We start from the raw sequence: 21,312 nt of genomic DNA on the forward strand, positions 1-21,312 counted from the left end.
ATAATTCAGAAAATATATAGACTTATCCTTTCTTTTTTAATAAAATGATGTAAAGAATGGGAGATAAGCTATAAATTATTTCATAAAAAAGCGCATTCAGAAAGGAGTATCTTTGTGACTCAAGCTCCAGTGTTGGAGGTAAAACAATTAAAAACAACTTTTTTCACAAACGATGGGGAAATACCAGCGGTTGATGAAATAAGTTTCTCAGTAAAAAAAGGAGAAATTCTTGGGATTGTAGGAGAGTCTGGCTGTGGAAAAAGTGTCACATCCTTATCCATCATGAAATTAATTCCGAAGCCGCCTGGGAAAATAGTTGGCGGAGAAATTTTACTTAATGGAGAAAACTTAGTTTATTCTTCAGAAAAGAGAATGCGTGAAATAAGAGGGAATGAAATTGCGATGATCTTTCAAGAACCAATGACTTCGCTAAATCCTTTATTTACGATCGGGAATCAGTTAGTAGAAGGAATTTCGATTCATAAAAATATCAAAAAAAGAGCAGCTTTTCGGGAAGCGGTTGACATGCTAAAGCTAGTTGGATTGCCACGACCTGAGGAAATCATGAACGAGTACCCTCATCAGCTTTCTGGAGGAATGAGGCAGCGGGTAATGATTGCGATGGCACTTTCGTGTCATCCGAGGTTATTAATTGCCGATGAACCAACAACTGCACTTGACGTAACGATACAGGCCCAAATCCTTTCCTTAATGAAAAGTCTTAATGAGAAACTTGAAACAGCTATCATTATGATTACTCATGACCTTGGAGTAGTGGCAGAATTATGTGAACGTGTCATCGTTATGTATGCCGGAAAAATTGTAGAAGAAGCGAACGTTAGGGAAGTATTTAAAAATCCGAAACATCCCTACACGATTGGACTTCTTCAATCAATCCCTGATATTCGTGAAAATAAGGAACGTTTATATTCTATTCCTGGTAATGTCCCTCAGCCTGGTTCCATTCAAACAGGCTGTCGATTTGCTGCAAGATGTGAATTTGTCCATGATAAATGCCTTAAAGAAAATCCACCTCTTTATCAGATTGAGCAAACAGAGCATTATGTACGCTGTTTTTTACATCGTTCTGGGGGTGAAAAAAATGACTGATATTTTACTTGAAGTGAAAGGATTAAAAAAATATTTTCCCATAACCGGGGGGATATTCGGCAAAAAAATGGGCGAAGTGAAAGCAGTCGACGATATTAGCTTTTTCGTTCATAAAGGGGAAACACTTGGAATCGTCGGTGAATCCGGTTGTGGTAAATCGACTACAGGTCGGATGCTAATGCGTTTAATTGAACCGAGTGAAGGGAAAGTCATTTTCGAAGGAAAAGAGCTTACAAACTTAAATGACACTGACATGAGAAGAATGCGTAAACATATGCAGATGGTTTTTCAAGATCCTTTTGCTTCTCTAAACCCTCGCCATACAGTTGAGAAAATTTTGGAGGAGCCGCTTATCGTTCATGAAAAGATGAAAAAAGAGGAACGAAAGCAAAAAATAAAAGAAATGTTGGAGGTAGTCGGTTTAAGTAGCTATCATGCGAAAAGATATCCCCACCAATTTAGTGGAGGCCAAAGGCAGCGTATTGGGATTGCAAGAGCATTAATGACAAGGCCGAAGCTAATTATTGCGGATGAACCTGTATCAGCATTAGATGTTTCGATTCAATCACAAGTCTTGAATTTACTTGAAGATTTACAAAAGGAATTTCGGCTTACATATATTTTCATCGCACATGATTTAAGTGTGGTGAAGCATATAAGTGATCGAGTAGGGGTTATGTATCTTGGCAGATTGGTTGAGATTACAACAGCAAAACAATTATACGAAAAACCACTTCATCCATATACGAAAGCTTTATTAAATGCCGTGCCAGTTCCCGATCCCGATCTAAAGCAGGAAAGATCCCTATTAGCAGGAGATATACCTAGTCCTGCAAACCCGCCTCAAGGCTGTGCATTCCATACGAGATGTACAGAATGCTTGGATGTTTGCAAATCAGAAAGACCTCAATTAACGGAAATTGAACAAGGTCATTTTGCAGCTTGTCATTTGTATACGACTAATCTTAAGTGAATTGTGTACAGGGCTATAGTCTGCATTGTTGATAAAAAAACATCGCACCTGTTTAAGATGGTGCAAGCAAAGAAAAAGGGGGATAACAATGAGAAAGCGTAATGGTCTATTGCTTATCGTATTTGCGTTCTTATTATCGTTCGCATTAGTGGGGTGTGGCAATAAAACTACTACTTCACCATCTTCGAATGAAAATGAAGGAAGCCAAGAAAATGAGGCGGAAAAAGGGACTGAAGGAGAAAAAAATACGACTCTTGTATTCGGACGAGGTGGAGATTCAACCTCCCTTGATCCTGCAGCCACTACAGAAGGAGAAGCCTTTAAGGTAACTGTGAATCTTTTCGAAACATTAATTAACTTCGGGAAGCAGGACACAGAGATAGAGCCAGGACTGGCGACTGAATGGGAAGCAAGTGAAGACGGATTAAAGCATACGTTAAAGCTGCGTGAAGGAATTAAATTTCATGATGGAACAGACTTTAATGCGGATGCCGTAGTATTTAATTTTGAACGTTGGAAAGTCGGAAATGCTGAACAATTCTACTATTATAACTCACAGTTTGGTGACAAAATCAAGGAAGTAAAGGCGGTAGATGAATTTACCGTTGAATTTACGCTAAACCAAGTAATCGCACCGTTTTATAAAAATTTGGCGATGTCGCCATTTGGAATTGCAAGCCCAACAGCCATTGAAAAATTTGGCGATAAATTTAATGAAAACCCGGTTGGAACGGGACCATTTGTATTTAAAGAATGGAAGCGAAATGATCGAATAACCATTGTGAAAAATGATAATTACTGGCAAGAAGGCCTCCCAAAATTAGATACTGTGATTTTCCGATCAATTCCTGAAAATTCGGCCCGTTTAAATGCGTTATCGGCTGGCGAGGTTGACCTGATTGATGGGGTGAACTTTAGTGATGTTACCGCAATTGAAGGAAATGCTGATCTCCAAGTGTTCAATCGGCCCTCGATGAATATTGCCTATGTTGGATTAACAAATACACGTGGACCTTTACAAAATAAACTCGTTCGTCAAGCGCTTAATCATGCAGTTGATAAACAATCATTAATCGATGCGTTTTATGCTGGAGCTGCTGATCCAGCAAAGAATCCAATGCCACCTGTTATTGCTGGATATAATGATGAAGTTGTGGATTATGATTATAATCCAGAGAAAGCGAAAGAGCTGTTGAAGGAAGCAGGCTTTGAGAATGGCTTTGAAATGGAGCTATGGGCAATGCCTGTACCTAGACCATATATGCCTGACGGACAAAAAATAGCTGAAGCACTGCAAGCAAATTTTGAAGCAATCGGTGTTAAAGCAAAGATTGTTAGCTATGAATGGGGTACTTATTTAGATAAAGCAAAAGATGGGGAAGCAGATACATTCCTTCTCGGATGGACGGGTGATAATGGAGATGCAGACAACTTCTTATATGTTCTATTAGATGAAGACGCAATTGGATCGAATAACTATGCCTATTATAAAAACTCTGAAGTGCATGATCTACTTATTAAAGCACAATCAAGTACGGATGAAGCAGAACGAACTGAGCTTTATAAGCAGGCTCAGTTAATTATCAAGGATGATGCACCATGGATTCCATTAGTTCATTCTCTGCCTGTTTTAGCTGGAAAGGCAAATATATCTGGCTTCTTGCCGCATCCAACAGGTTCTGACATCCTAACAACTGTTGAATTTAAATAAGAACATTCATTTGAAAAGGGAGTTTCATTCACGAACTCCCTTTTCTATTAAACATAAAAGGGTAACAATCAAAGTCTTAGCAATGCCTTCTGAATAGAGAGGTGGAAAAATGCTTTCATATATAATTAAACGGATTTTTTCATTAATACCTGTTTTACTTGGTCTATCTTTAATTGTGTTTTTTATAATTCGGGCAATTCCTGGCAATCCTGCCCAAATTATATTAGGTCAATTAGCGACAAAGGAAGCAATTGCAGAATTAACAAAGCAATTAGGGCTTGATGAGCCTTGGTATATTCAATATGTAAAATATTTAGGAGGTCTTTTGACAGGTGATTTAGGAGATTCGATTCGCACGAAGTCAGCGATTAGCACAGAGATTTGGCCATACTTAGCAGCAACGATCGAATTGTCGTTTTGTGCTATGGCAATAGCGATTTTTATTGGTGTGAATGCTGGCATCATTAGCGCCTGGTTTCAAAACTCATGGTTTGATTACATTGCTATGGTACTAGCTCTCATAGGAGTGTCCATGCCTATATTTTGGTTAGGCCTAATGGAGCAGTGGATTTTCGCTATCAATCTTGATTGGTTTCCAACTTCAGGTCGCGAGGAAGTAAGGAATCCTATTACAGCCATGACGAATATTTATATGATCGATACATTACTACAAGGGAGAACAGATCAGTTTCTCGATGTTGTGAAACATTTAGTTCTACCGAGCTTTGCTTTAGCAACGATCCCAATGGCAATTATCGCAAGAATTACCCGTTCTACGATGCTGGAGGTCATGAGATCTGACTTCGTTCGAACTGCGAGGGCAAAAGGGTTAAGAATGTTTTGGGTTGTCTATAAGCATTCTTTGAAAAATGCCATCATCCCAGTAATAACAATCATTGGTTTACAAACAGGATTGCTGCTAGGTGGGGCTATTTTAACAGAAACCATTTTTAGTTGGCCTGGTATTGGTCGTTATATTTATGATGCAATAAACTATCGAGATTATCCAGTTGTTCAATCAGGGATATTAGTGATTGCTTTTATTTTTGTCATGATAAATTTATTTGTCGACTTGCTTTATGCAGTTATTGATCCACGGATTAAATATAACTAGAGAGGAGGCAGTTTTCGCTTGGAACTATTAACAAATAAAAATGTACAGCCTTTACGTAATAAAGAGGAAGAAAAAGCTGTTTCCCCTTGGTTAGATGCGTGGAGAAGCTTTAGAAAAAATAAATTAGCCGTAATTGGAGCGGTGATTGTAGTATTCTTCATTTTATTAGCTGTTTTTGCACCGATCATTGCCCCATATGGCTTTAAAGAGCAAGTGCTGGCAAAAAGATTGCTGCCTCCCTCAAGCGAGCACTGGTTTGGCACAGATGATTTCGGGAGAGATATTTTATCCAGAGTCATTTTTGGAGCAAGAATTTCATTATGGGTTGGTTTTTTAGCTGTTTTTGGATCAATCATGGTTGGATGTTTACTTGGAATTATTGCAGGTTATTATGGTAAATGGGTAGATGCTGTCATATCACGTATTTTTGATATTATGTTAGCTTTTCCTAGTATATTGCTAGCCATTGCCATTGTAGCTGTTCTCGGTCCATCATTGAAAAATGCGTTGATTGCCATTGCCATTATTAATATTCCAAACTTTGGACGGCTCATTCGCTCTCGTGTTTTAAGTGTTAAACAGGAAGAGTATATTATCGCTGCAAAAGCAGTTGGCCTGAGCAATAAACGAATCTTGTTTTTTCATGTGCTGCCAAATAGTATGGCACCCATTATCGTCCAAGGTACACTGGCCATCGCAACAGCGATTATTGAAGCAGCTGCCTTAGGGTTTATTGGGTTAGGGGCAACGGCACCAGAACCCGAATGGGGAAAAATGCTGTCTGATGCAAGACCATTTTTAATGCAAGCGCCATGGACAATGATTTTTCCTGGTTTAGCCATTATGTTAACTGTACTAGGATTTAATCTAATGGGGGACGGCCTAAGAGACGCGCTTGATCCAAGAATGAAAGGCTAAACAATAAGAAAAGCAGCTGATAATCAGCTGCTTTTACTCTTCCATAGAGACTTTACCGACTTTTTTATGGTGTGTTTGCAAACTTGTGATTAGTTTATCAAGATGTTCCACTTGCTCGTCATAATCAATAATTGCTGAAATAATTTGCATTGTATGGGTCAACGTCGCTTCATTTAATACATTCGCTTCTTTTTGCTTTGAAAAGAAAAGTTGAGCAAGCTCTTTTCTGTTTAAATAAATGTCGCCTTCTTCAAATGTTACTTGAGGACGTACTTTCCCGATAAATTTTAACATGACATGTTCATGGTAATGGATGAGACAATCAAGCTGTTGTTGGACAATGTTTTGGAACTCAGCTGGCATTTCTTGCAAATTGTTCTCAAAGCGATGCAGCTTTCTTAAAGTTTCTAATGATCGTTTCACAGTCGAAATCATTTGTCGATAAATTACAAGCTTTCTAGCCTTCTGCCAAGTATCTCTTTTTAAATAATTTCGTTCTTCCTTATACATTAAATATAAATGATCAAGACTTCGTACAGCCGCTTTCATTTTTCCAATATCATTCTTTAGTAGCTTATGCTCAGAAGCATGTCTAATTGTAAGCCTAATCCATTTCGTCGTTTCCTCTGTAATATTAGAGATTTCGAAATAAAGCTTTTTCTCATACTTAGGTGGTAAAAATACAAAATTTACGATAAATGCAGAAAAAACGCCAAGCATGATCGTAGAGAAGCGCATTAGTGAAAATTGAAAGAAAGTGTCACTAGGCGTTTCCATAATAACGAGCATCGTCACAAGTGATAAAGAAATGGTGTTTTCTAGTTTTAACTTTAGATTAATCGAAATGACAATAATGGCGGCTAATCCAATGATAAAAATATGATTGCCAAATGACAGCACAAATATCGCTGCGATGACGGCCCCAATGATATTCCCTTGAATTTGTTCAATTATCGATAGAAATGATCGATAAATGGTTGGCTGCACAGCGAATATTGCTGCGATTGCTGCAAAGACAGGGGATGGAAGTTGAAATAACTGTGATAAAAATAATGATAAAATAATTGCGATTCCCGTTTTAAGTATGCGGGCGCCAAGCTTCATACTAATTTTTTTCCTTTCTTGCAGAAGAGGCTTCTTCTTTTCTTTATGAATGTACTATACAGGGATCTTGAAAGAAGTACAATGAACATTTTATATCCTTTTATATGGTGAGTATGGATTAAGTTGTATTGTATATGTGAAGTGTTTCTTTTTTCAAGAAAAAAGGTGGAGGAATTATGTAAATCCGTCTGAATGGCTATGTCTTTCAGACGGATTTGGAGTTATTGATTATTCGTTTAAGGCTTCGAAAGCATTTTCGACTGCTTGAATAGTTGCATGAATGTTTTCCTCTGTATGGGCAATCGTTACGAACCAAGCTTCATATTTAGAAGGAGCAAGATTAATTCCTTGTTTAAGCATTAGCTTAAAGAATTTTGCAAACATCTCACCGTTCGTGTTTTCAGCTTGTTCATAATTGACGACTACTTCATTTGTAAAATAAATGGTTAAAGCACCTTTTAAACGGTTAATCGTAATGGGAATGTTGAATTTTTGCGCAGCTGCCGTAATTCCATCCTCTAAAATGGCTCCTAGCTTGTCAAGGTACTCATAAACACCTTTTTGTTTCAATACTTCAAGGCAAGCAATACCAGCTAAAATCGAAGCTGGATTTCCTGCCATCGTACCAGCTTGATAGGCAGGGCCTAATGGAGCGACGGTTTCCATTATTTCTTTTTTTCCACCGTATGCACCAATGGGCAAGCCACCACCAATAATTTTCCCCATAGCTGTTAAGTCAGGAGTTACTCCAAGCAGGTCTTGAGCACCACCGTACATGAAACGGAAAGCTGTAATGACTTCATCATAAATAACAAGTGCACCGGCAGCATGTGTTAATTCATTAACTTGTTCAAGAAAACCTGGTTTCGGTTCTACAATCCCAAAGTTGCCAACAATCGGCTCAACAAGAACAGCCGCGATTTGGTCGCCCCATTTTTCTAAGGCCTCTTTATAAGGCTCAATATCATTAAATGGAACCGTGATCACTTCCTGAGCAATACTTTTTGGAACGCCAGCAGAATCGGGTGTTCCTAATGTTGAAGGCCCTGAGCCTGCAGCAACGAGAACGAGGTCTGAATGTCCATGGTAACAGCCAGCAAATTTAATAATTTTGTCTCTACCGGTGTATGCACGTGCAACTCGTATTGTTGTCATAACAGCTTCAGTACCAGAGTTAACAAAACGGACTTTTTCTAAATTTGGCATTGCTTCCTTTAACATTTCAGCAAATTTCACTTCGTGTGGTGTAGGGGTACCATAGAGCACACCTGTTTCTGCTGCTTTTTTTATCGCTTCTGTAATATGTGGATGTGCATGCCCAGTAATGATTGGACCGTAGGCTGCTAAATAATCAATATATTGATTGCCATCTACATCCCAGAAATAAGCGCCTTGAGCTCGTTCCATTACAACTGGAGCGCCTCCTCCGACAGCTTTATAGGAGCGGGATGGACTATTCACACCGCCAACAATATGATCAAGTGCTTGGTTGTATATACGTTCAGAATTTGTAAACTGCATAGTAATCCTCCTTAATGAGATGAACAGAGCTTGATTTATTCGTTAATATTTTAACATGTTTAAGTGCTGCACTGCTCCGTTTAATAATTGCGACTTTTTTAAAGCAAGAAGACTGGGAAGCTTGTCATACTATATATGAAGAAAGCGTATAGATTATAAGAGCTAAATTAGGAGAGAGGGAGTAGCATGGTTTTTTATATTTCCCTTGTCATGATTGTTTTTTGTATGGTTATGAGCTTGCGGACTTTGTTTATTCCTCACCGAATTAAAGGAAAGAAAGTTTCCTTTGAAAACTTTATGTATTTAACTTCTATTTATGTAACGGTCATGATTGGATTTGGATTAATATATATTCTTCTTGAAATGAGAGGGTTTGAAGTTTTTATAGAGGACACTGCAGGGATGGATGGTAGTTTTGTTAATCGTTTAGAGACGGGATTTTATTTCAGTGCAGTGACCTTATTTTCAGTTGGATATGGGGATATTGCACCAATTGGCATTGGAAGAATGATAGCCGTTGTTGAAGCATTAATTGGCTATACAATTCCAGCAGCATTTGTTTTCATGGCTGTATTTGAAATGGAGAAATAGCAATAAGCTGGTAATCTCAAAACGAGTTAGTTGTATTTATGAATTAAATTAGATAGGCTTATGATAATAATAGTTTAACATGGAGGGATTTCGAAATGGGAGTGGAAATAGGAGAACTTGCTCCGGATTTTGCGCTTGAAGCAAGTAATGGCGAAACGATTAGGCTGTCTGATTATCGTGGGAAAAATATCGTTCTTTATTTTTATCCTAAGGATATGACCCCAGGGTGCACGACCCAAGCTTGTGATTTTAGAGATCACTATGAGAGTTTTTCCGAATTAAATGCTGTCATATTAGGAGTAAGTCCTGACCCGTTAGGCAAACACGAGAAATTTATTGAAAAGCATGGCTTGCCTTTTGTTTTACTAGCTGATGAAGAGCATGCGGCTGCAAAAGCATACGACGTTTGGAAATTGAAAAAGAATTTTGGAAAAGAATATATGGGAATTGAACGTTCGACCTTTATTATTGATAAGGACGGTAAAATAGTAAAGGAATGGAGAAAAGTAAAGGTAAAGGGGCATGTTGAAGAATCACTTCAATTTATTAAGGAAAATTTGACATGAATGAGGTAAATTAGTAGCCTATTTTTTTGTTTCAAGGCATTTGTCCATTCATCTGAACAAGTTTTGAATATCCTTTTATTAGGGCATACCTCCTCAGATATATTTTTGAAGCGAATCATTATAGATTCGCTTTTTCTTTTAACTAAGTTTTTAAGTTAAAAAGGAGCTTTTTTGTTTTTAAATGTATACATCATACATATAATATAATAAGAATGAACATCGTTGATTGGAGGAAGAAATATCTTTGGAGTTATGGAGTTTGTTATGTTGACAAAAGTGGCAATTAATTAGTACACTATTTATAAAGATTATAAAGTAATAATTCTTTTTAGAAAAGAGGTGCATGGCGGTGGCACAAATACAGTTAAAAGAAGCGCTGGAAACATTAAAAGATACCGGAGTTCGCATTACACCTCAGCGTCATGCGATACTTGAATATTTAATAAACTCAATGTCACATCCAACAGCCGATGATATTTATAAAGCACTAGAAGGTAAATTCCCTAATATGAGTGTGGCAACAGTTTACAATAATTTAAGAGTATTTCGTGAAGTTGGCCTTGTAAAAGAATTAACGTACGGAGATTCCTCAAGTCGGTTTGATTTTGTAACCTCACATCATTATCATGTTATTTGTGAAAAGTGCGGCAAAATTGTTGATTTTCATTATCCTGGACTTGATGAGGTTGAGCATCTAGCTTCTCATGTGACAGGATTTAAAATTAGTCATCACCGTATGGAAATTTACGGAACTTGTCCCGACTGTGCCAGTATAGAAGCCCATTAATGACGGCATGAAGTTAGAGAATATGTAAAAAACTCGACAAAAATTGCCGAGTTTTTTTATTTTAACTTTTTATTATATTTTTCATCAAATTCTCTGCCCTCAAGCTTTTTATCAAGTGTTAACGGTTCGTTGCAATACATACATAAATCTACACGACCAAGAATTTTCGTATATTTACCGCAATTTGGACAAACGACTTGTACCGTTTTTGTCGATAACATCCCTATCCAAAAATATACGACAGTGCTTGCGATAATGAAGATAGTGCCTAGTAACATAAATATTGTCATGACGATTGGGGAATTTCTAAAAAAGATACCGAAATACATAACAATAAAACCAACAAATATTAAACTAAGAGCAAAGGTTCTAATTTTATTAATTTTACTCGAATATTTTGCCATACTAGTCCCTCCTAAATGATAACTATACCATATCAATAAGTAGAAAATAAAAAGAAAGTTAGATAATCTTATCCTTTTCTTTTTCTTTAGGAGGATTATATTCAAAAATTGTCGAAGATATATTCCATCAATAATATGGAGGAATGAAGAAGATGGAAGACATTCTCCGCCCTATTTATCAGGAACGAGCAAGCCAGTCAAATACATTAGGTGTATTGGCAATAGAAAAAGGTCAAAAGGACATATCCGTCACAGATACGTTCGATGTAATCATACTTGTATTAGTAAAAGAAGCGGTATCCCCTATCTCTATAAAACATTATACATATCACGACAAAAAAGCTGCGCTTCATATCGTAACCGATCAACAATTAAAAGAATGGCTATTGCTAGGCTCGAATAAGAAAATTTTTGATTGGCTTTATAATGGGAAAGTCACGTTTGATCGCAATGAATATATTCAAAAAATCAAAACGGAATTAAAAGAGTTTCCGTTTTATGGGCGTAAATTAAAGATGGGATTAGAATTTGCCAAATTAATCCGACGTTATATGGATGGTAAAGCTCTATTTGAAAAAGCCCAATATCTAGATACTTATAATCATGTTGTTCATTCTCTTCACCATCTTGCAAGATTAGCCATTATCGAAAATGGGTTTCATCCTGAAGTGACCGTCTGGCAGCAAGTAAAACAAATTGAACCAGAAATCATAAAATTATATGAAGAACTAGTTACAAGCACAGAAGCATTAGACAAACGATTAGAATTGCTTTTTTTAGCGAGTGAGTTTTTGATTCATTCAAAAATGAAGAGTGGTGTTAGTCACTTAGTTAATGTTCTTTCAGAAAAAGAAGCTTGGTCTATTCAAGAAATAATTAATCATGAAGAATTGAAACTTTATTCTGTTGATTTAGAGATGCTTCTTGAATATTTAATTGATAAGCGAGTAATAGAAGTTATTGAGAAAGAAACGAAGGGACACGGTATATATCATCGATACTATAAGATCGGCAAAAAATTATTGTGAAAAAATAATAAAAAGGTATTGACCTTTAATTTAATACTTGGTATATTAATATCCGTCGCTGCAAAATGTTTGAAAAAACAAAGTGTGGCCGACGGAATATCCTTTAAAAAAGTATTGACAACGATAACAACACATGTTATATTAGAAAAGTCGCTGTTGAGGCGACTGGATGAAAAAACAGCTTACTAAAATCAGTTGCAGATCGAATAAAAACCTTGCTCCTGCGCCGCGGGTTACTCGGGGAAGTAAATCCTCAGCTCGTCGCAAAGCTGCATGAAGTAGATTCGAAGAGGTTATTCATCATGTGATTGAAGTTAGTTGCTTTGTTCTTTGAAAACTGAACGAACAAAAACGTCAACGTTAAATCTTTAGTCTTTTTTGAAAAGACAATTTATGAGCTAATCAACTCACATCTTATTGGAGAGTTTGATCCTGGCTCAGGACGAACGCTGGCGGCGTGCCTAATACATGCAAGTCGAGCGAACTTTTGGGAGCTTGCTCCCAAAAGTTAGCGGCGGACGGGTGAGTAACACGTGGGCAACCTGCCTGTAAGACGGGGATAACTTCGGGAAACCGGAGCTAATACCGGATAACTCTTTTCCTCCCATGAGGAAAAGCTGAAAGATGGCTTTTGCTATCACTTACAGATGGGCCCGCGGCGCATTAGCTAGTTGGTGAGGTAACGGCTCACCAAGGCCACGATGCGTAGCCGACCTGAGAGGGTGATCGGCCACACTGGGACTGAGACACGGCCCAGACTCCTACGGGAGGCAGCAGTAGGGAATCTTCCGCAATGGACGAAAGTCTGACGGAGCAACGCCGCGTGAGTGATGAAGGTTTTCGGATCGTAAAACTCTGTTGTTAGGGAAGAACAAGTATCGGAGTAACTGCCGGTACCTTGACGGTACCTAACCAGAAAGCCACGGCTAACTACGTGCCAGCAGCCGCGGTAATACGTAGGTGGCAAGCGTTGTCCGGAATTATTGGGCGTAAAGCGCGCGCAGGTGGTTCCTTAAGTCTGATGTGAAAGCCCCCGGCTCAACCGGGGAGGGTCATTGGAAACTGGGGAACTTGAGTGCAGAAGAGGAAAGTGGAATTCCACGTGTAGCGGTGAAATGCGTAGAGATGTGGAGGAACACCAGTGGCGAAGGCGACTTTCTGGTCTGTAACTGACACTGAGGCGCGAAAGCGTGGGGAGCGAACAGGATTAGATACCCTGGTAGTCCACGCCGTAAACGATGAGTGCTAAGTGTTAGGGGGTTTCCGCCCCTTAGTGCTGCAGCAAACGCATTAAGCACTCCGCCTGGGGAGTACGGCCGCAAGGCTGAAACTCAAAGGAATTGACGGGGGCCCGCACAAGCGGTGGAGCATGTGGTTTAATTCGAAGCAACGCGAAGAACCTTACCAGGTCTTGACATCCTCTGCCAACCCTAGAGATAGGGCTTTCCCCTTCGGGGGACAGAGTGACAGGTGGTGCATGGTTGTCGTCAGCTCGTGTCGTGAGATGTTGGGTTAAGTCCCGCAACGAGCGCAACCCTTGATCTTAGTTGCCAGCATTCAGTTGGGCACTCTAAGGTGACTGCCGGTGACAAACCGGAGGAAGGTGGGGATGACGTCAAATCATCATGCCCCTTATGACCTGGGCTACACACGTGCTACAATGGATGGAACAAAGGGCTGCGAGACCGCGAGGTTAAGCCAATCCCATAAAACCATTCTCAGTTCGGATTGCAGGCTGCAACTCGCCTGCATGAAGCCGGAATCGCTAGTAATCGCGGATCAGCATGCCGCGGTGAATACGTTCCCGGGCCTTGTACACACCGCCCGTCACACCACGAGAGTTTGTAACACCCGAAGTCGGTGGGGTAACCTTTTGGAGCCAGCCGCCTAAGGTGGGACAGATGATTGGGGTGAAGTCGTAACAAGGTAGCCGTATCGGAAGGTGCGGCTGGATCACCTCCTTTCTAAGGAAAATGAAAGGCTGAGGCGACTGTTCATCGACGTATAGACTGGACTGCTTCTGACGAGATAAAGGAAACACGTTAAGCGATAGCGAAACGATGTTGACTTATCGTAGGAAGAAGAAGGAAGTCTACTAGTCGATAGGAGCCGAAGCTAGACAATATGAAGTGGAAACTTCATAAAAAGACGTCATTTGTTCGTTCAGTTTTGAGAGAACAATCTCTCTAAATTATCTTGCGTAAGTAAGATGAAATAGCTGCTTAACTTTATATTGATTCGTGAATGTAAAGAGTATTTGCTCCAGCGCCACAGCATATTCGAGGAAGTAATTCTTCAGCTCGTCGCAAGGCAGCACGAAGCTTTATCAAAGAAGCTTATTCACGATGTGATTGAAGTCAGTAGCCTCGTTCCTTGAAAACTAGATAATGAAAGAAGAAGAAAAACCGAGTAATCGCCATTTTAGTATTTCTCTCTATTATTTAATAGAGTTTAAAACCAATCACAATTCTTACGAATTGTGAGGGTAATGAGAAGCAAGTAGATCAAGGAACCAAGTGAGTGAACCCCGGAGTGTGCTTCAGCACATGAGGAGGTGAACGAGCGCAGGTGACGCAGAGATACGCCGCTTATCATTAGCCGAACAGGTTAAGTTAGAAAGGGCGCACGGTGAATGCCTAGGCACTAGGAGCCGATGAAGGACGGGACTAACACCGATATGCTTCGGGGAGCTGTAAGTAAGCTTTGATCCGGAGATTTCCGAATGGGGGAACCCGCTGTTCGTAATGGAACAGTATCTTTACCTGAATACATAGGGTAGAGAAGGCAGACCCGGGGAACTGAAACATCTAAGTACCCGGAGGAAGAGAAAGCAAACGCGATTCCCTGAGTAGCGGCGAGCGAAACGGGATTAGCCCAAACCAAGAGGCTTGCCTCTTGGGGTTGTAGGACACTCTACACGGAGTTACAAAGGAATGAGGTAAATGAACAGGTCTGGAAAGGCCGGCCAGAGAAGGTAAAAGCCCTGTAGTTGAAACTTCGTTCCCTCCAGAGTGGATCCTGAGTACGGCGGGACACGTGAAATCCCGTCGGAAGCAGGGAGGACCATCTCCCAAGGCTAAATACTCCCTAGTGACCGATAGTGAACCAGTACCGTGAGGGAAAGGTGAAAAGCACCCCGGAAGGGGAGTGAAATAGTTCCTGAAACCGTGTGCCTACAAGTAGTCAGAGCCCATTAACGGGTGATGGCGTGCCTTTTGTAGAATGAACCGGCGAGTTACGATTACATGCGAGGTTAAGTTGAGAAGACGGAGCCGCAGCGAAAGCGAGTCTGAATAGGGCGAATGTAGTATGTGGTCGTAGACCCGAAACCAGGTGACCTACCCATGTCCAGGTTGAAGTCCAGGTAACACTGGATGGAGGACCGAACCCACGCACGTTGAAAAGTGCGGGGATGAGGTGTGGGTAGCGGAGAAATTCCAATCGAACTTGGAGATAGCTGGTTCTCTCCGAAATAGCTTTAGGGCTAGCCTCATGTAGTAAGAGTCTTGGAGGTAGAGCACTGTTTGGACTAGGGGCCCCCATCGGGTTACCGAATTCAGACAAACTCCGAATGCCAAAGACTTATCCATGGGAGTCAGACTGCGAGTGATAAGATCCGTAGTCAAGAGGGAAACAGCCCAGACCACCAGTTAAGGTCCCAAAGTATACGTTAAGTGGAAAAGGATGTGGAGTTGCTTAGACAACCAGGATGTTGGCTTAGAAGCAGCCACCATTTAAAGAGTGCGTAATAGCTCACTGGTCGAGTGACTCTGCGCCGAAAATGTACCGGGGCTAAACGTATCACCGAAACTGTGGATGGACACCGTATGGTGTCCGTGGTAGGAGAGCGTTCTAAGGGCGTTGAAGCTAGACCGTAAGGACTAGTGGAGCGCTTAGAAGTGAGAATGCCGGTATGAGTAGCGAAAGATGGGTGAGAATCCCATCCACCGAATGCCTAAGGTTTCCTGAGGAAGGCTCGTCCGCTCAGGGTTAGTCGGGACCTAAGCCGAGGCTGAAAAGCGTAGGCGATGGACAACAGGTTGATATTCCTGTACCACCAAATTACCGTTTGAGCAATGGGGGGACGCAGGAGGATAGGGTAAGCGCGCTGCTGGAATAGCGCGTCCAAGCAGTTAGGCTGATAATGAGGCAAATCCCATTATCGTGAAGGCTGAGCTGTGACGGCGAGGGAAATAGAGTACCGAAGTTCCTGAATCCACACTGCCAAGAAAAGCCTCTAGCGAGGTAACAGGTGCCCGTACCGCAAACCGACACAGGTAGGCGAGGAGAGAATCCTAAGGTGAGCGAGAGAACTCTCGTTAAGGAACTCGGCAAAATCACCCCGTAACTTCGGGAGAAGGGGTGCTCATTTGGGTGAATAGCCCGGATGAGCCGCAGTGAATAGGCCCAGGCGACTGTTTAGCAAAAACACAGGTCTCTGCGAAGCCGCAAGGCGAAGTATAGGGGCTGACGCCTGCCCGGTGCTGGAAGGTTAAGAGGAGGGGTTAGCGTAAGCGAAGCTCTGAATTGAAGCCCCAGTAAACGGCGGCCGTAACTATAACGGTCCTAAGGTAGCGAAATTCCTTGTCGGGTAAGTTCCGACCCGCACGAAAGGCGTAACGATCTGGGCACTGTCTCAACGAGAGACTCGGTGAAATTATAGTACCTGTGAAGATGCAGGTTACCCGCGACAGGACGGAAAGACCCCGTGGAGCTTTACTGTAGCCTGATATTGAATTTCGGTACAGCTTGTACAGGATAGGTAGGAGCCTAGGAAGCCGGAGCGCCAGCTTCGGTGGAGGCATCGGTGGGATACTACCCTGGCTGTATTGAAATTCTAACCCGCGCCCCTTATCGGGGCGGGAGACAGTGTCAGGTGGGCAGTTTGACTGGGGCGGTCGCCTCCTAAAGAGTAACGGAGGCGCCCAAAGGTTCCCTCAGAATGGTTGGAAATCATTCGTAGAGTGTAAAGGCACAAGGGAGCTTGACTGCGAGACCTACAAGTCGAGCAGGGACGAAAGTCGGGCTTAGTGATCCGGTGGTTCCGCATGGAAGGGCCATCGCTCAACGGATAAAAGCTACCCCGGGGATAACAGGCTTATCTCCCCCAAGAGTCCACATCGACGGGGAGGTTTGGCACCTCGATGTCGGCTCATCGCATCCTGGGGCTGTAGTCGGTCCCAAGGGTTGGGCTGTTCGCCCATTAAAGCGGTACGCGAGCTGGGTTCAGAACGTCGTGAGACAGTTCGGTCCCTATCCGTCGTGGGCGCAGGAAATTTGAGAGGAGCTGTCCTTAGTACGAGAGGACCGGGATGGACGCACCGCTGGTGTACCAGTTGTCTTGCCAAAGGCATAGCTGGGTAGCTATGTGCGGACGGGATAAGTGCTGAAAGCATCTAAGCATGAAGCCCCCCTCGAGATGAGATTTCCCATAGCGCAAGCTAGTAAGACCCCTGAAAGATGATCAGGTTGATAGGTTTGAGGTGGAAGCGTGGTGACACGTGGAGCTGACAAATACTAATCGGTCGAGGACTTAACCAAAAACGAAAAGCGGAAGTGCCTTGCTTAGGGGCGACAAGCTTAAGACGAGACGGCGAGAAGGTTGTACTTTAACCTTCTTGACGGATTGACTTAAGACCTCGAGCCCCTAGGCACTGGAGCTGGACACGCTTTAAGATTACTCTTTTTTCTTCTTACCATTATCTAGTTTTGAGGGAATGAAATTGTAAATTTTCCTCTTGCAAAAAGCTAAAAAATAGTTATAATAGAGTATGTCTTTGAAAATCTCTTAAATGAGAATATAAAGATATTGGTTTGGTGGCGATAGCGAGAAGGTCACACCCGTTCCCATCCCGAACACGGAAGTTAAGCTTCTCAGCGCCGATGGTAGTTGGGGGCTCTCCCCCTGTGAGAGTAGGACGCCGCCAAGCAGCTTTATTATTATCATTCCGCAGTAGCTCAGTGGTAGAGCATTCGGCTGTTAACCGAACGGTCGTAGGTTCGAATCCTACCTGCGGAGCCATTAGGAGAGCTGTCCGAGTGGCCGAAGGAGCACGATTGGAAATCGTGTAGGCGGTTTATAGCTGTCTCAAGGGTTCAAATCCCTTGCTCTCCGCCATTTACATAAATATATAATGGCCCCTTGGTCAAGCGGTTAAGACACCGCCCTTTCACGGCGGTAACACGGGTTCGAATCCCGTAGGGGTCACCATTTTAAGAAGGCATGCTAAATGCGCGACGTCCTGTCGCAACGCATGCACTCGCACGTCCTGTGCTTCGGAGGATTAGCTCAGCTGGGAGAGCATCTGCCTTACAAGCAGAGGGTCGGCGGTTCGAGCCCGTCATCCTCCACCATTAATATTATTGTCGCGGGGTGGAGCAACGAGCGTTACTTCATCGATTAAACTGCGAGTTGTACCGATTGAGCTGCTTTTTGACTAAGCTTCCTGAAATCGGGACAGTCCTAATGCTTAAAACAAGCATTGTGAAATCTAATAAATATTATTATCGCGGGGTGGAGCAGTCCGGTAGCTCGTCGGGCTCATAACCCGAAGGTCGCAGGTTCAAATCCTGTCCCCGCAATCTGGTCCGGTAGTTCAGTTGGTTAGAATGCCTGCCTGTCACGCAGGAGGTCGCGGGTTCGAGTCCCGTCCGGACCGCCATTTAAAAAAATGTTTGGCTCAGTAGCTCAGTCGGTAGAGAATTTTAAAAGATTACAGCGACAGAGCAAAACATCACCGAATGGTAAACTTTTAAAATTTGCAACAAATCGAGAAGAGATTTGGCGCACACTTTTTATCGCAAAATTAGTTTAGGAAGTAATATTTCATTTGGCTCAGTAGCTCAGTCGGTAGAGCAAAGGACTGAAAATCCTTGTGTCGGCGGTTCGATTCCGTCCTGAGCCACCATTTAAATAATGAATTAAAAATGAATATGCCGGCCTAGCTCAATTGGTAGAGCAACTGACTTGTAATCAGTAGGTTGGGGGTTCAAGTCCTCTGGCCGGCACTGTCTTGTATACGGTGGGGTAGCGAAGTGGCTAAACGCGGCGGACTGTAAATCCGCTCCCTTTGGGTTCGGCGGTTCGAATCCGTCCCCCACCACCATTTAGGGGTATAGTTTAATGGTAAAACGAAGGTCTCCAAAACCTTTGATGTGGGTTCGATTCCTACTACCCCTGCCATTCATTATGGCGGTTGTGGCGAAGTGGTTAACGCATCGGATTGTGGTTCCGACATTCGTGGGTTCGATTCCCATCAGCCGCCCCATAATATAATATTGATTATGAAATTAATACCCTTTCCATTCATTATGGCGGTTGTGGCGAAGTGGTTAACGCATCGGATTGTGGTTCCGACACTCGTGGGTTCGATTCCCATCAGCCGCCCCATATTTTAAGTAATATATATCAAATAAATTCGTATAATGAATAGTAATAATAAATTATTATTGGGCTATAGCCAAGCGGTAAGGCAACGGACTTTGACTCCGTCATTCGTAGGTTCGAATCCTGCTAGCCCAGCCATCTGCGGAAGTAGTTCAGTGGTAGAACACCACCTTGCCAAGGTGGGGGTCGCGGGTTCGAATCCCGTCTTCCGCTCCATTTTAATCTGGCGGCATAGCCAAGTGGTAAGGCCAAGGTCTGCAAAACCTTTATTCACCGGTTCAAATCCGGTTGCCGCCTCCAATTATTAAATATTAATCGTCTCCTTTTATATATGCCGGTGTGGCGGAATTGGCAGACGCGCACGACTCAAAATCGTGTTCCTCACGGAGTGCCGGTTCGACCCCGGCCACCGGTATCGTTAGAATAATTTACGTTCAATTTTTAAAAAATTAAATGCTGAGAAACCATTGATTTAGCAATGTTTCTCAGCATTTTTTGTTTTTCAGGAACACGAAGAAAACGATAAGATTTGAATTCATTTTACACAAAACTTACATAGGGAACACTTTTGATAACACTGATTTGTTAAGTTCAAAATGATAAGAGCTTAACAAAAAAAGCATATCTGAACAAAATCCAGATAATATGCATCAAGTCTCGTATGTTAATATATGAAGGGCTGCAGGGATTACTCCACAGCAATTTTCCGATTGGGTCAAAAAGCGTTGTCCTGTTCCAAAGAGGCTACAATCTTTAACTGAGTATTTTGAGATTGTGGTAAATTTAATAATCGATGAAAGAATTATTTACAAGAACTAACACAAGAAAAAAAGATTGATATTCAAATTTTTTTCCTTAATCAAAAGTTAGATAAAGGTGAGAACGAAGTTGAAAAGGAAGAGTATCGTGAGAAATTAGTTCTTCTTCAAACCGAAAAAGAGAAATATATCCCCATTAGTAGGTTTGATACTATAGTTAGTCAAAACAAGGAACAAACCCGCAGAATTTGCGAAACTTTCTTAGAAGAAATGGAAAACGGTAATATGTCTTACTTGAACAATTGTTAAATCCGAAGGAGTAAAATACGTGAGTACAGCTTTTCAAAACAATCAAAATGGTGAATATTTTGTCTGAAGAATCAAGGAGAAGGTGATTTTATGAAATCAACAGATAAATTCACAGATAAAAAACTGAGGTATATGCAAAATACCGTCCTAGTTATCCTCATGAATATATTGAATATTTAATCACTGAAGCTGGGTTAAATGAGGATTGCATTATTCAGATATTGGCTCGGGGACTGGAATATTAAGCAGGCAGCTGATTGATAGGGGATTTACTGTAATAGGTGTGGAACCAAATGATGATATGAGAACTGTTGCGAAACAATCGCTGATGCCTGATTCCCGTTTTATTTCGATTAAGGCAACGGCTGAAAACACAACTTTAAATGATAATAGTCTAGATTTAGTTACGACGGCACAGGCATTTCATTGGTTCGACAAAAAGAAGTTCAGATTAAAATGCCAACGGATTTTGAAACAGGATGCGAAAGTGAATCTTGTATGGAATAGCCGGGATGGGTCGAGCGAAATAAACAGGGAGAGTGCTGAAGTTTGCCAAAAATACTGCCCCAATTTTAAAGGTTTTAGTGGTGGGATAGAGGAAACTTCAATTGTCTATCAGCAATTTTTTAAAGATGGAAAGTATGATTTTAGAAACTTTCGCAATGATTTGCAATTTGATCTTAATGGATTTTTGGGCAGGTACTTATCCGCTTCCTATTCCCCAAAAAAGACCGACAAGGAGTATAATCTATTCATTGCTGCATTATCGAATTTATTTGAAAAATACAGCAAATATGGAAAAATAGTTATTCCAAATATACAAGAAGCTATTTGGGTAAAGTATAATTATTTCAAAATTCCTAAATCGGGCGCTTTCCTGCAAGGAACAGCGCTTTTTTCCATTTTAGGGTCATTTTGTAGAATAAATGTGGCATTGATTGTAAAATAAAATTAATTAAACTGATGAAATAGTAGCAGTTAAATGAGAAATTCATTGTTATTGAGAACAGAGGCATTCTATTCAATGACCT

The 21,312-nt window shown here is 41.4% G+C and carries 12 protein-coding genes, 16 tRNA genes, 3 rRNA genes and 1 pseudogene; 29 read left to right on the top strand and 3 right to left on the bottom strand.

Annotated features, from left to right (window positions below):
- The first annotated feature begins 114 nt into the window (after nucleotides 1-114).
- The 5 genes from KDN24_RS07080 to KDN24_RS07100 all read left to right on the top strand — a co-directional run bounded on the left by KDN24_RS07080 (nucleotide 115) and on the right by KDN24_RS07100 (nucleotide 5,826).
- Entirely contained in the window at nucleotides 115-1,110 is a 996-nt protein-coding gene (locus KDN24_RS07080) for an ABC transporter ATP-binding protein (protein ID WP_409972015.1), read from the top strand.
- Nucleotides 1,103-2,083: an ABC transporter ATP-binding protein gene (locus KDN24_RS07085; protein ID WP_409972014.1), complete on the top strand. Its 981-nt coding sequence runs from the start codon at nucleotides 1,103-1,105 to the stop codon at nucleotides 2,081-2,083. Before KDN24_RS07080 ends, KDN24_RS07085 begins: the two co-directional genes overlap by 8 nt.
- 88 nt (nucleotides 2,084-2,171) lie before the next feature.
- Nucleotides 2,172-3,794, top strand: a complete 1,623-nt coding sequence (locus KDN24_RS07090) for an ABC transporter substrate-binding protein (protein WP_409972013.1) — start codon at nucleotides 2,172-2,174, stop codon at nucleotides 3,792-3,794.
- A gap of 109 nt (nucleotides 3,795-3,903) precedes the next feature.
- Nucleotides 3,904-4,908: an ABC transporter permease gene (locus KDN24_RS07095; protein ID WP_409972012.1), complete on the top strand. Its 1,005-nt coding sequence runs from the start codon at nucleotides 3,904-3,906 to the stop codon at nucleotides 4,906-4,908.
- Between the two features lie 18 nt (nucleotides 4,909-4,926).
- A complete protein-coding gene (locus KDN24_RS07100) occupies nucleotides 4,927-5,826 on the top strand; it encodes an ABC transporter permease (protein ID WP_491348361.1) in 900 nt (299 codons plus the stop codon).
- Between the two features lie 33 nt (nucleotides 5,827-5,859).
- Here the strand turns inward: KDN24_RS07100 and KDN24_RS07105 are convergent, their stop codons facing one another.
- Nucleotides 5,860-6,930 carry an FUSC family protein gene (locus tag KDN24_RS07105; RefSeq protein WP_409972010.1) on the bottom strand — a complete coding sequence of 357 codons (1,071 nt, stop codon included), beginning with the start codon at nucleotides 6,928-6,930 and terminating at the stop codon, nucleotides 5,860-5,862.
- A gap of 228 nt (nucleotides 6,931-7,158) precedes the next feature.
- Complete coding sequence (locus tag KDN24_RS07110; RefSeq protein ID WP_409972009.1) at nucleotides 7,159-8,451, bottom strand: glutamate-1-semialdehyde 2,1-aminomutase; 1,293 nt, start codon at nucleotides 8,449-8,451, stop codon at nucleotides 7,159-7,161.
- Between the two features lie 186 nt (nucleotides 8,452-8,637).
- On the opposite strand from KDN24_RS07110, the gene KDN24_RS07115 reads away from it, so the two are divergent.
- The 3 genes from KDN24_RS07115 to perR all read left to right on the top strand — a co-directional run bounded on the left by KDN24_RS07115 (nucleotide 8,638) and on the right by perR (nucleotide 10,395).
- Nucleotides 8,638-9,042, top strand: a complete 405-nt coding sequence (locus KDN24_RS07115) for an ion channel (RefSeq protein WP_409972008.1) — start codon at nucleotides 8,638-8,640, stop codon at nucleotides 9,040-9,042.
- A 95-nt stretch (nucleotides 9,043-9,137) separates the two neighbouring features.
- A complete protein-coding gene (bcp, locus tag KDN24_RS07120; RefSeq protein WP_409972007.1) occupies nucleotides 9,138-9,608 on the top strand; it encodes a thioredoxin-dependent thiol peroxidase in 471 nt (156 codons plus the stop codon).
- A 349-nt stretch (nucleotides 9,609-9,957) separates the two neighbouring features.
- Nucleotides 9,958-10,395: a peroxide-responsive transcriptional repressor PerR gene (perR, locus tag KDN24_RS07125; RefSeq protein WP_409972006.1), complete on the top strand. Its 438-nt coding sequence runs from the start codon at nucleotides 9,958-9,960 to the stop codon at nucleotides 10,393-10,395.
- A 56-nt stretch (nucleotides 10,396-10,451) separates the two neighbouring features.
- Here perR and KDN24_RS07130 read toward each other — a convergent pair whose 3' ends face one another.
- Nucleotides 10,452-10,799, bottom strand: a complete 348-nt coding sequence (locus KDN24_RS07130) for a YgzB family protein (protein WP_409972005.1) — start codon at nucleotides 10,797-10,799, stop codon at nucleotides 10,452-10,454.
- Nucleotides 10,800-10,951: 152 nt separating this feature from the next.
- Here KDN24_RS07130 and KDN24_RS07135 point away from each other — a divergent pair, with 152 nt between their 5' ends.
- The 21 genes and pseudogenes from KDN24_RS07135 to KDN24_RS07235 all read left to right on the top strand — a co-directional run bounded on the left by KDN24_RS07135 (nucleotide 10,952) and on the right by KDN24_RS07235 (nucleotide 21,127).
- Complete coding sequence (locus tag KDN24_RS07135; protein ID WP_409972200.1) at nucleotides 10,952-11,827, top strand: nucleotidyltransferase-like protein; 876 nt, start codon at nucleotides 10,952-10,954, stop codon at nucleotides 11,825-11,827.
- 414 nt (nucleotides 11,828-12,241) lie between these two features.
- Nucleotides 12,242-13,791: ribosomal RNA gene (locus tag KDN24_RS07140) — 16S ribosomal RNA — on the top strand.
- Nucleotides 13,792-14,432: 641 nt separating this feature from the next.
- Nucleotides 14,433-17,368, top strand: a 23S ribosomal RNA gene (locus tag KDN24_RS07145).
- 272 nt (nucleotides 17,369-17,640) lie between these two features.
- Nucleotides 17,641-17,757 (top strand): 5S ribosomal RNA (gene rrf, locus KDN24_RS07150).
- Together the 16S, 23S and 5S rRNA genes with 16 tRNA genes alongside form the textbook arrangement of a ribosomal RNA operon.
- Before the next feature lie 17 nt (nucleotides 17,758-17,774).
- Nucleotides 17,775-17,849: transfer RNA gene (locus KDN24_RS07155), tRNA-Asn, on the top strand.
- A gap of 3 nt (nucleotides 17,850-17,852) precedes the next feature.
- Nucleotides 17,853-17,945 (top strand) — tRNA-Ser (locus tag KDN24_RS07160).
- Nucleotides 17,946-17,963: 18 nt separating this feature from the next.
- A tRNA-Glu gene (locus KDN24_RS07165) sits at nucleotides 17,964-18,038 on the top strand.
- A gap of 67 nt (nucleotides 18,039-18,105) precedes the next feature.
- Nucleotides 18,106-18,181, top strand: a tRNA-Val gene (locus tag KDN24_RS07170).
- A 154-nt stretch (nucleotides 18,182-18,335) separates the two neighbouring features.
- A tRNA-Met gene (locus KDN24_RS07175) sits at nucleotides 18,336-18,409 on the top strand.
- A gap of 3 nt (nucleotides 18,410-18,412) precedes the next feature.
- Nucleotides 18,413-18,489 (top strand) — tRNA-Asp (locus KDN24_RS07180).
- Between the two features lie 170 nt (nucleotides 18,490-18,659).
- Nucleotides 18,660-18,735 (top strand) — tRNA-Phe (locus tag KDN24_RS07185).
- 27 nt (nucleotides 18,736-18,762) lie between these two features.
- Nucleotides 18,763-18,835 (top strand) — tRNA-Thr (locus KDN24_RS07190).
- A 13-nt stretch (nucleotides 18,836-18,848) separates the two neighbouring features.
- A tRNA-Tyr gene (locus KDN24_RS07195) sits at nucleotides 18,849-18,933 on the top strand.
- Between the two features lie 3 nt (nucleotides 18,934-18,936).
- Nucleotides 18,937-19,010: transfer RNA gene (locus KDN24_RS07200), tRNA-Trp, on the top strand.
- Nucleotides 19,011-19,019: 9 nt separating this feature from the next.
- Nucleotides 19,020-19,095 (top strand) — tRNA-His (locus tag KDN24_RS07205).
- 46 nt (nucleotides 19,096-19,141) lie between these two features.
- A tRNA-His gene (locus KDN24_RS07210) sits at nucleotides 19,142-19,217 on the top strand.
- A 60-nt stretch (nucleotides 19,218-19,277) separates the two neighbouring features.
- Nucleotides 19,278-19,352, top strand: a tRNA-Gln gene (locus tag KDN24_RS07215).
- 3 nt (nucleotides 19,353-19,355) lie between these two features.
- Nucleotides 19,356-19,430: transfer RNA gene (locus tag KDN24_RS07220), tRNA-Gly, on the top strand.
- A 9-nt stretch (nucleotides 19,431-19,439) separates the two neighbouring features.
- Nucleotides 19,440-19,514 (top strand) — tRNA-Cys (locus tag KDN24_RS07225).
- A gap of 33 nt (nucleotides 19,515-19,547) precedes the next feature.
- Nucleotides 19,548-19,629, top strand: a tRNA-Leu gene (locus KDN24_RS07230).
- 742 nt (nucleotides 19,630-20,371) lie between these two features.
- Nucleotides 20,372-21,127: pseudogene (locus tag KDN24_RS07235) on the top strand (class I SAM-dependent methyltransferase).
- The last annotated feature ends 185 nt before the right edge of the window (nucleotides 21,128-21,312 follow it).

It is taken from the genome of Cytobacillus sp. Bva_UNVM-123 (assembly GCF_046351715.2).
GTDB lineage: Bacteria > Bacillota > Bacilli > Bacillales > Cytobacillaceae > Cytobacillus.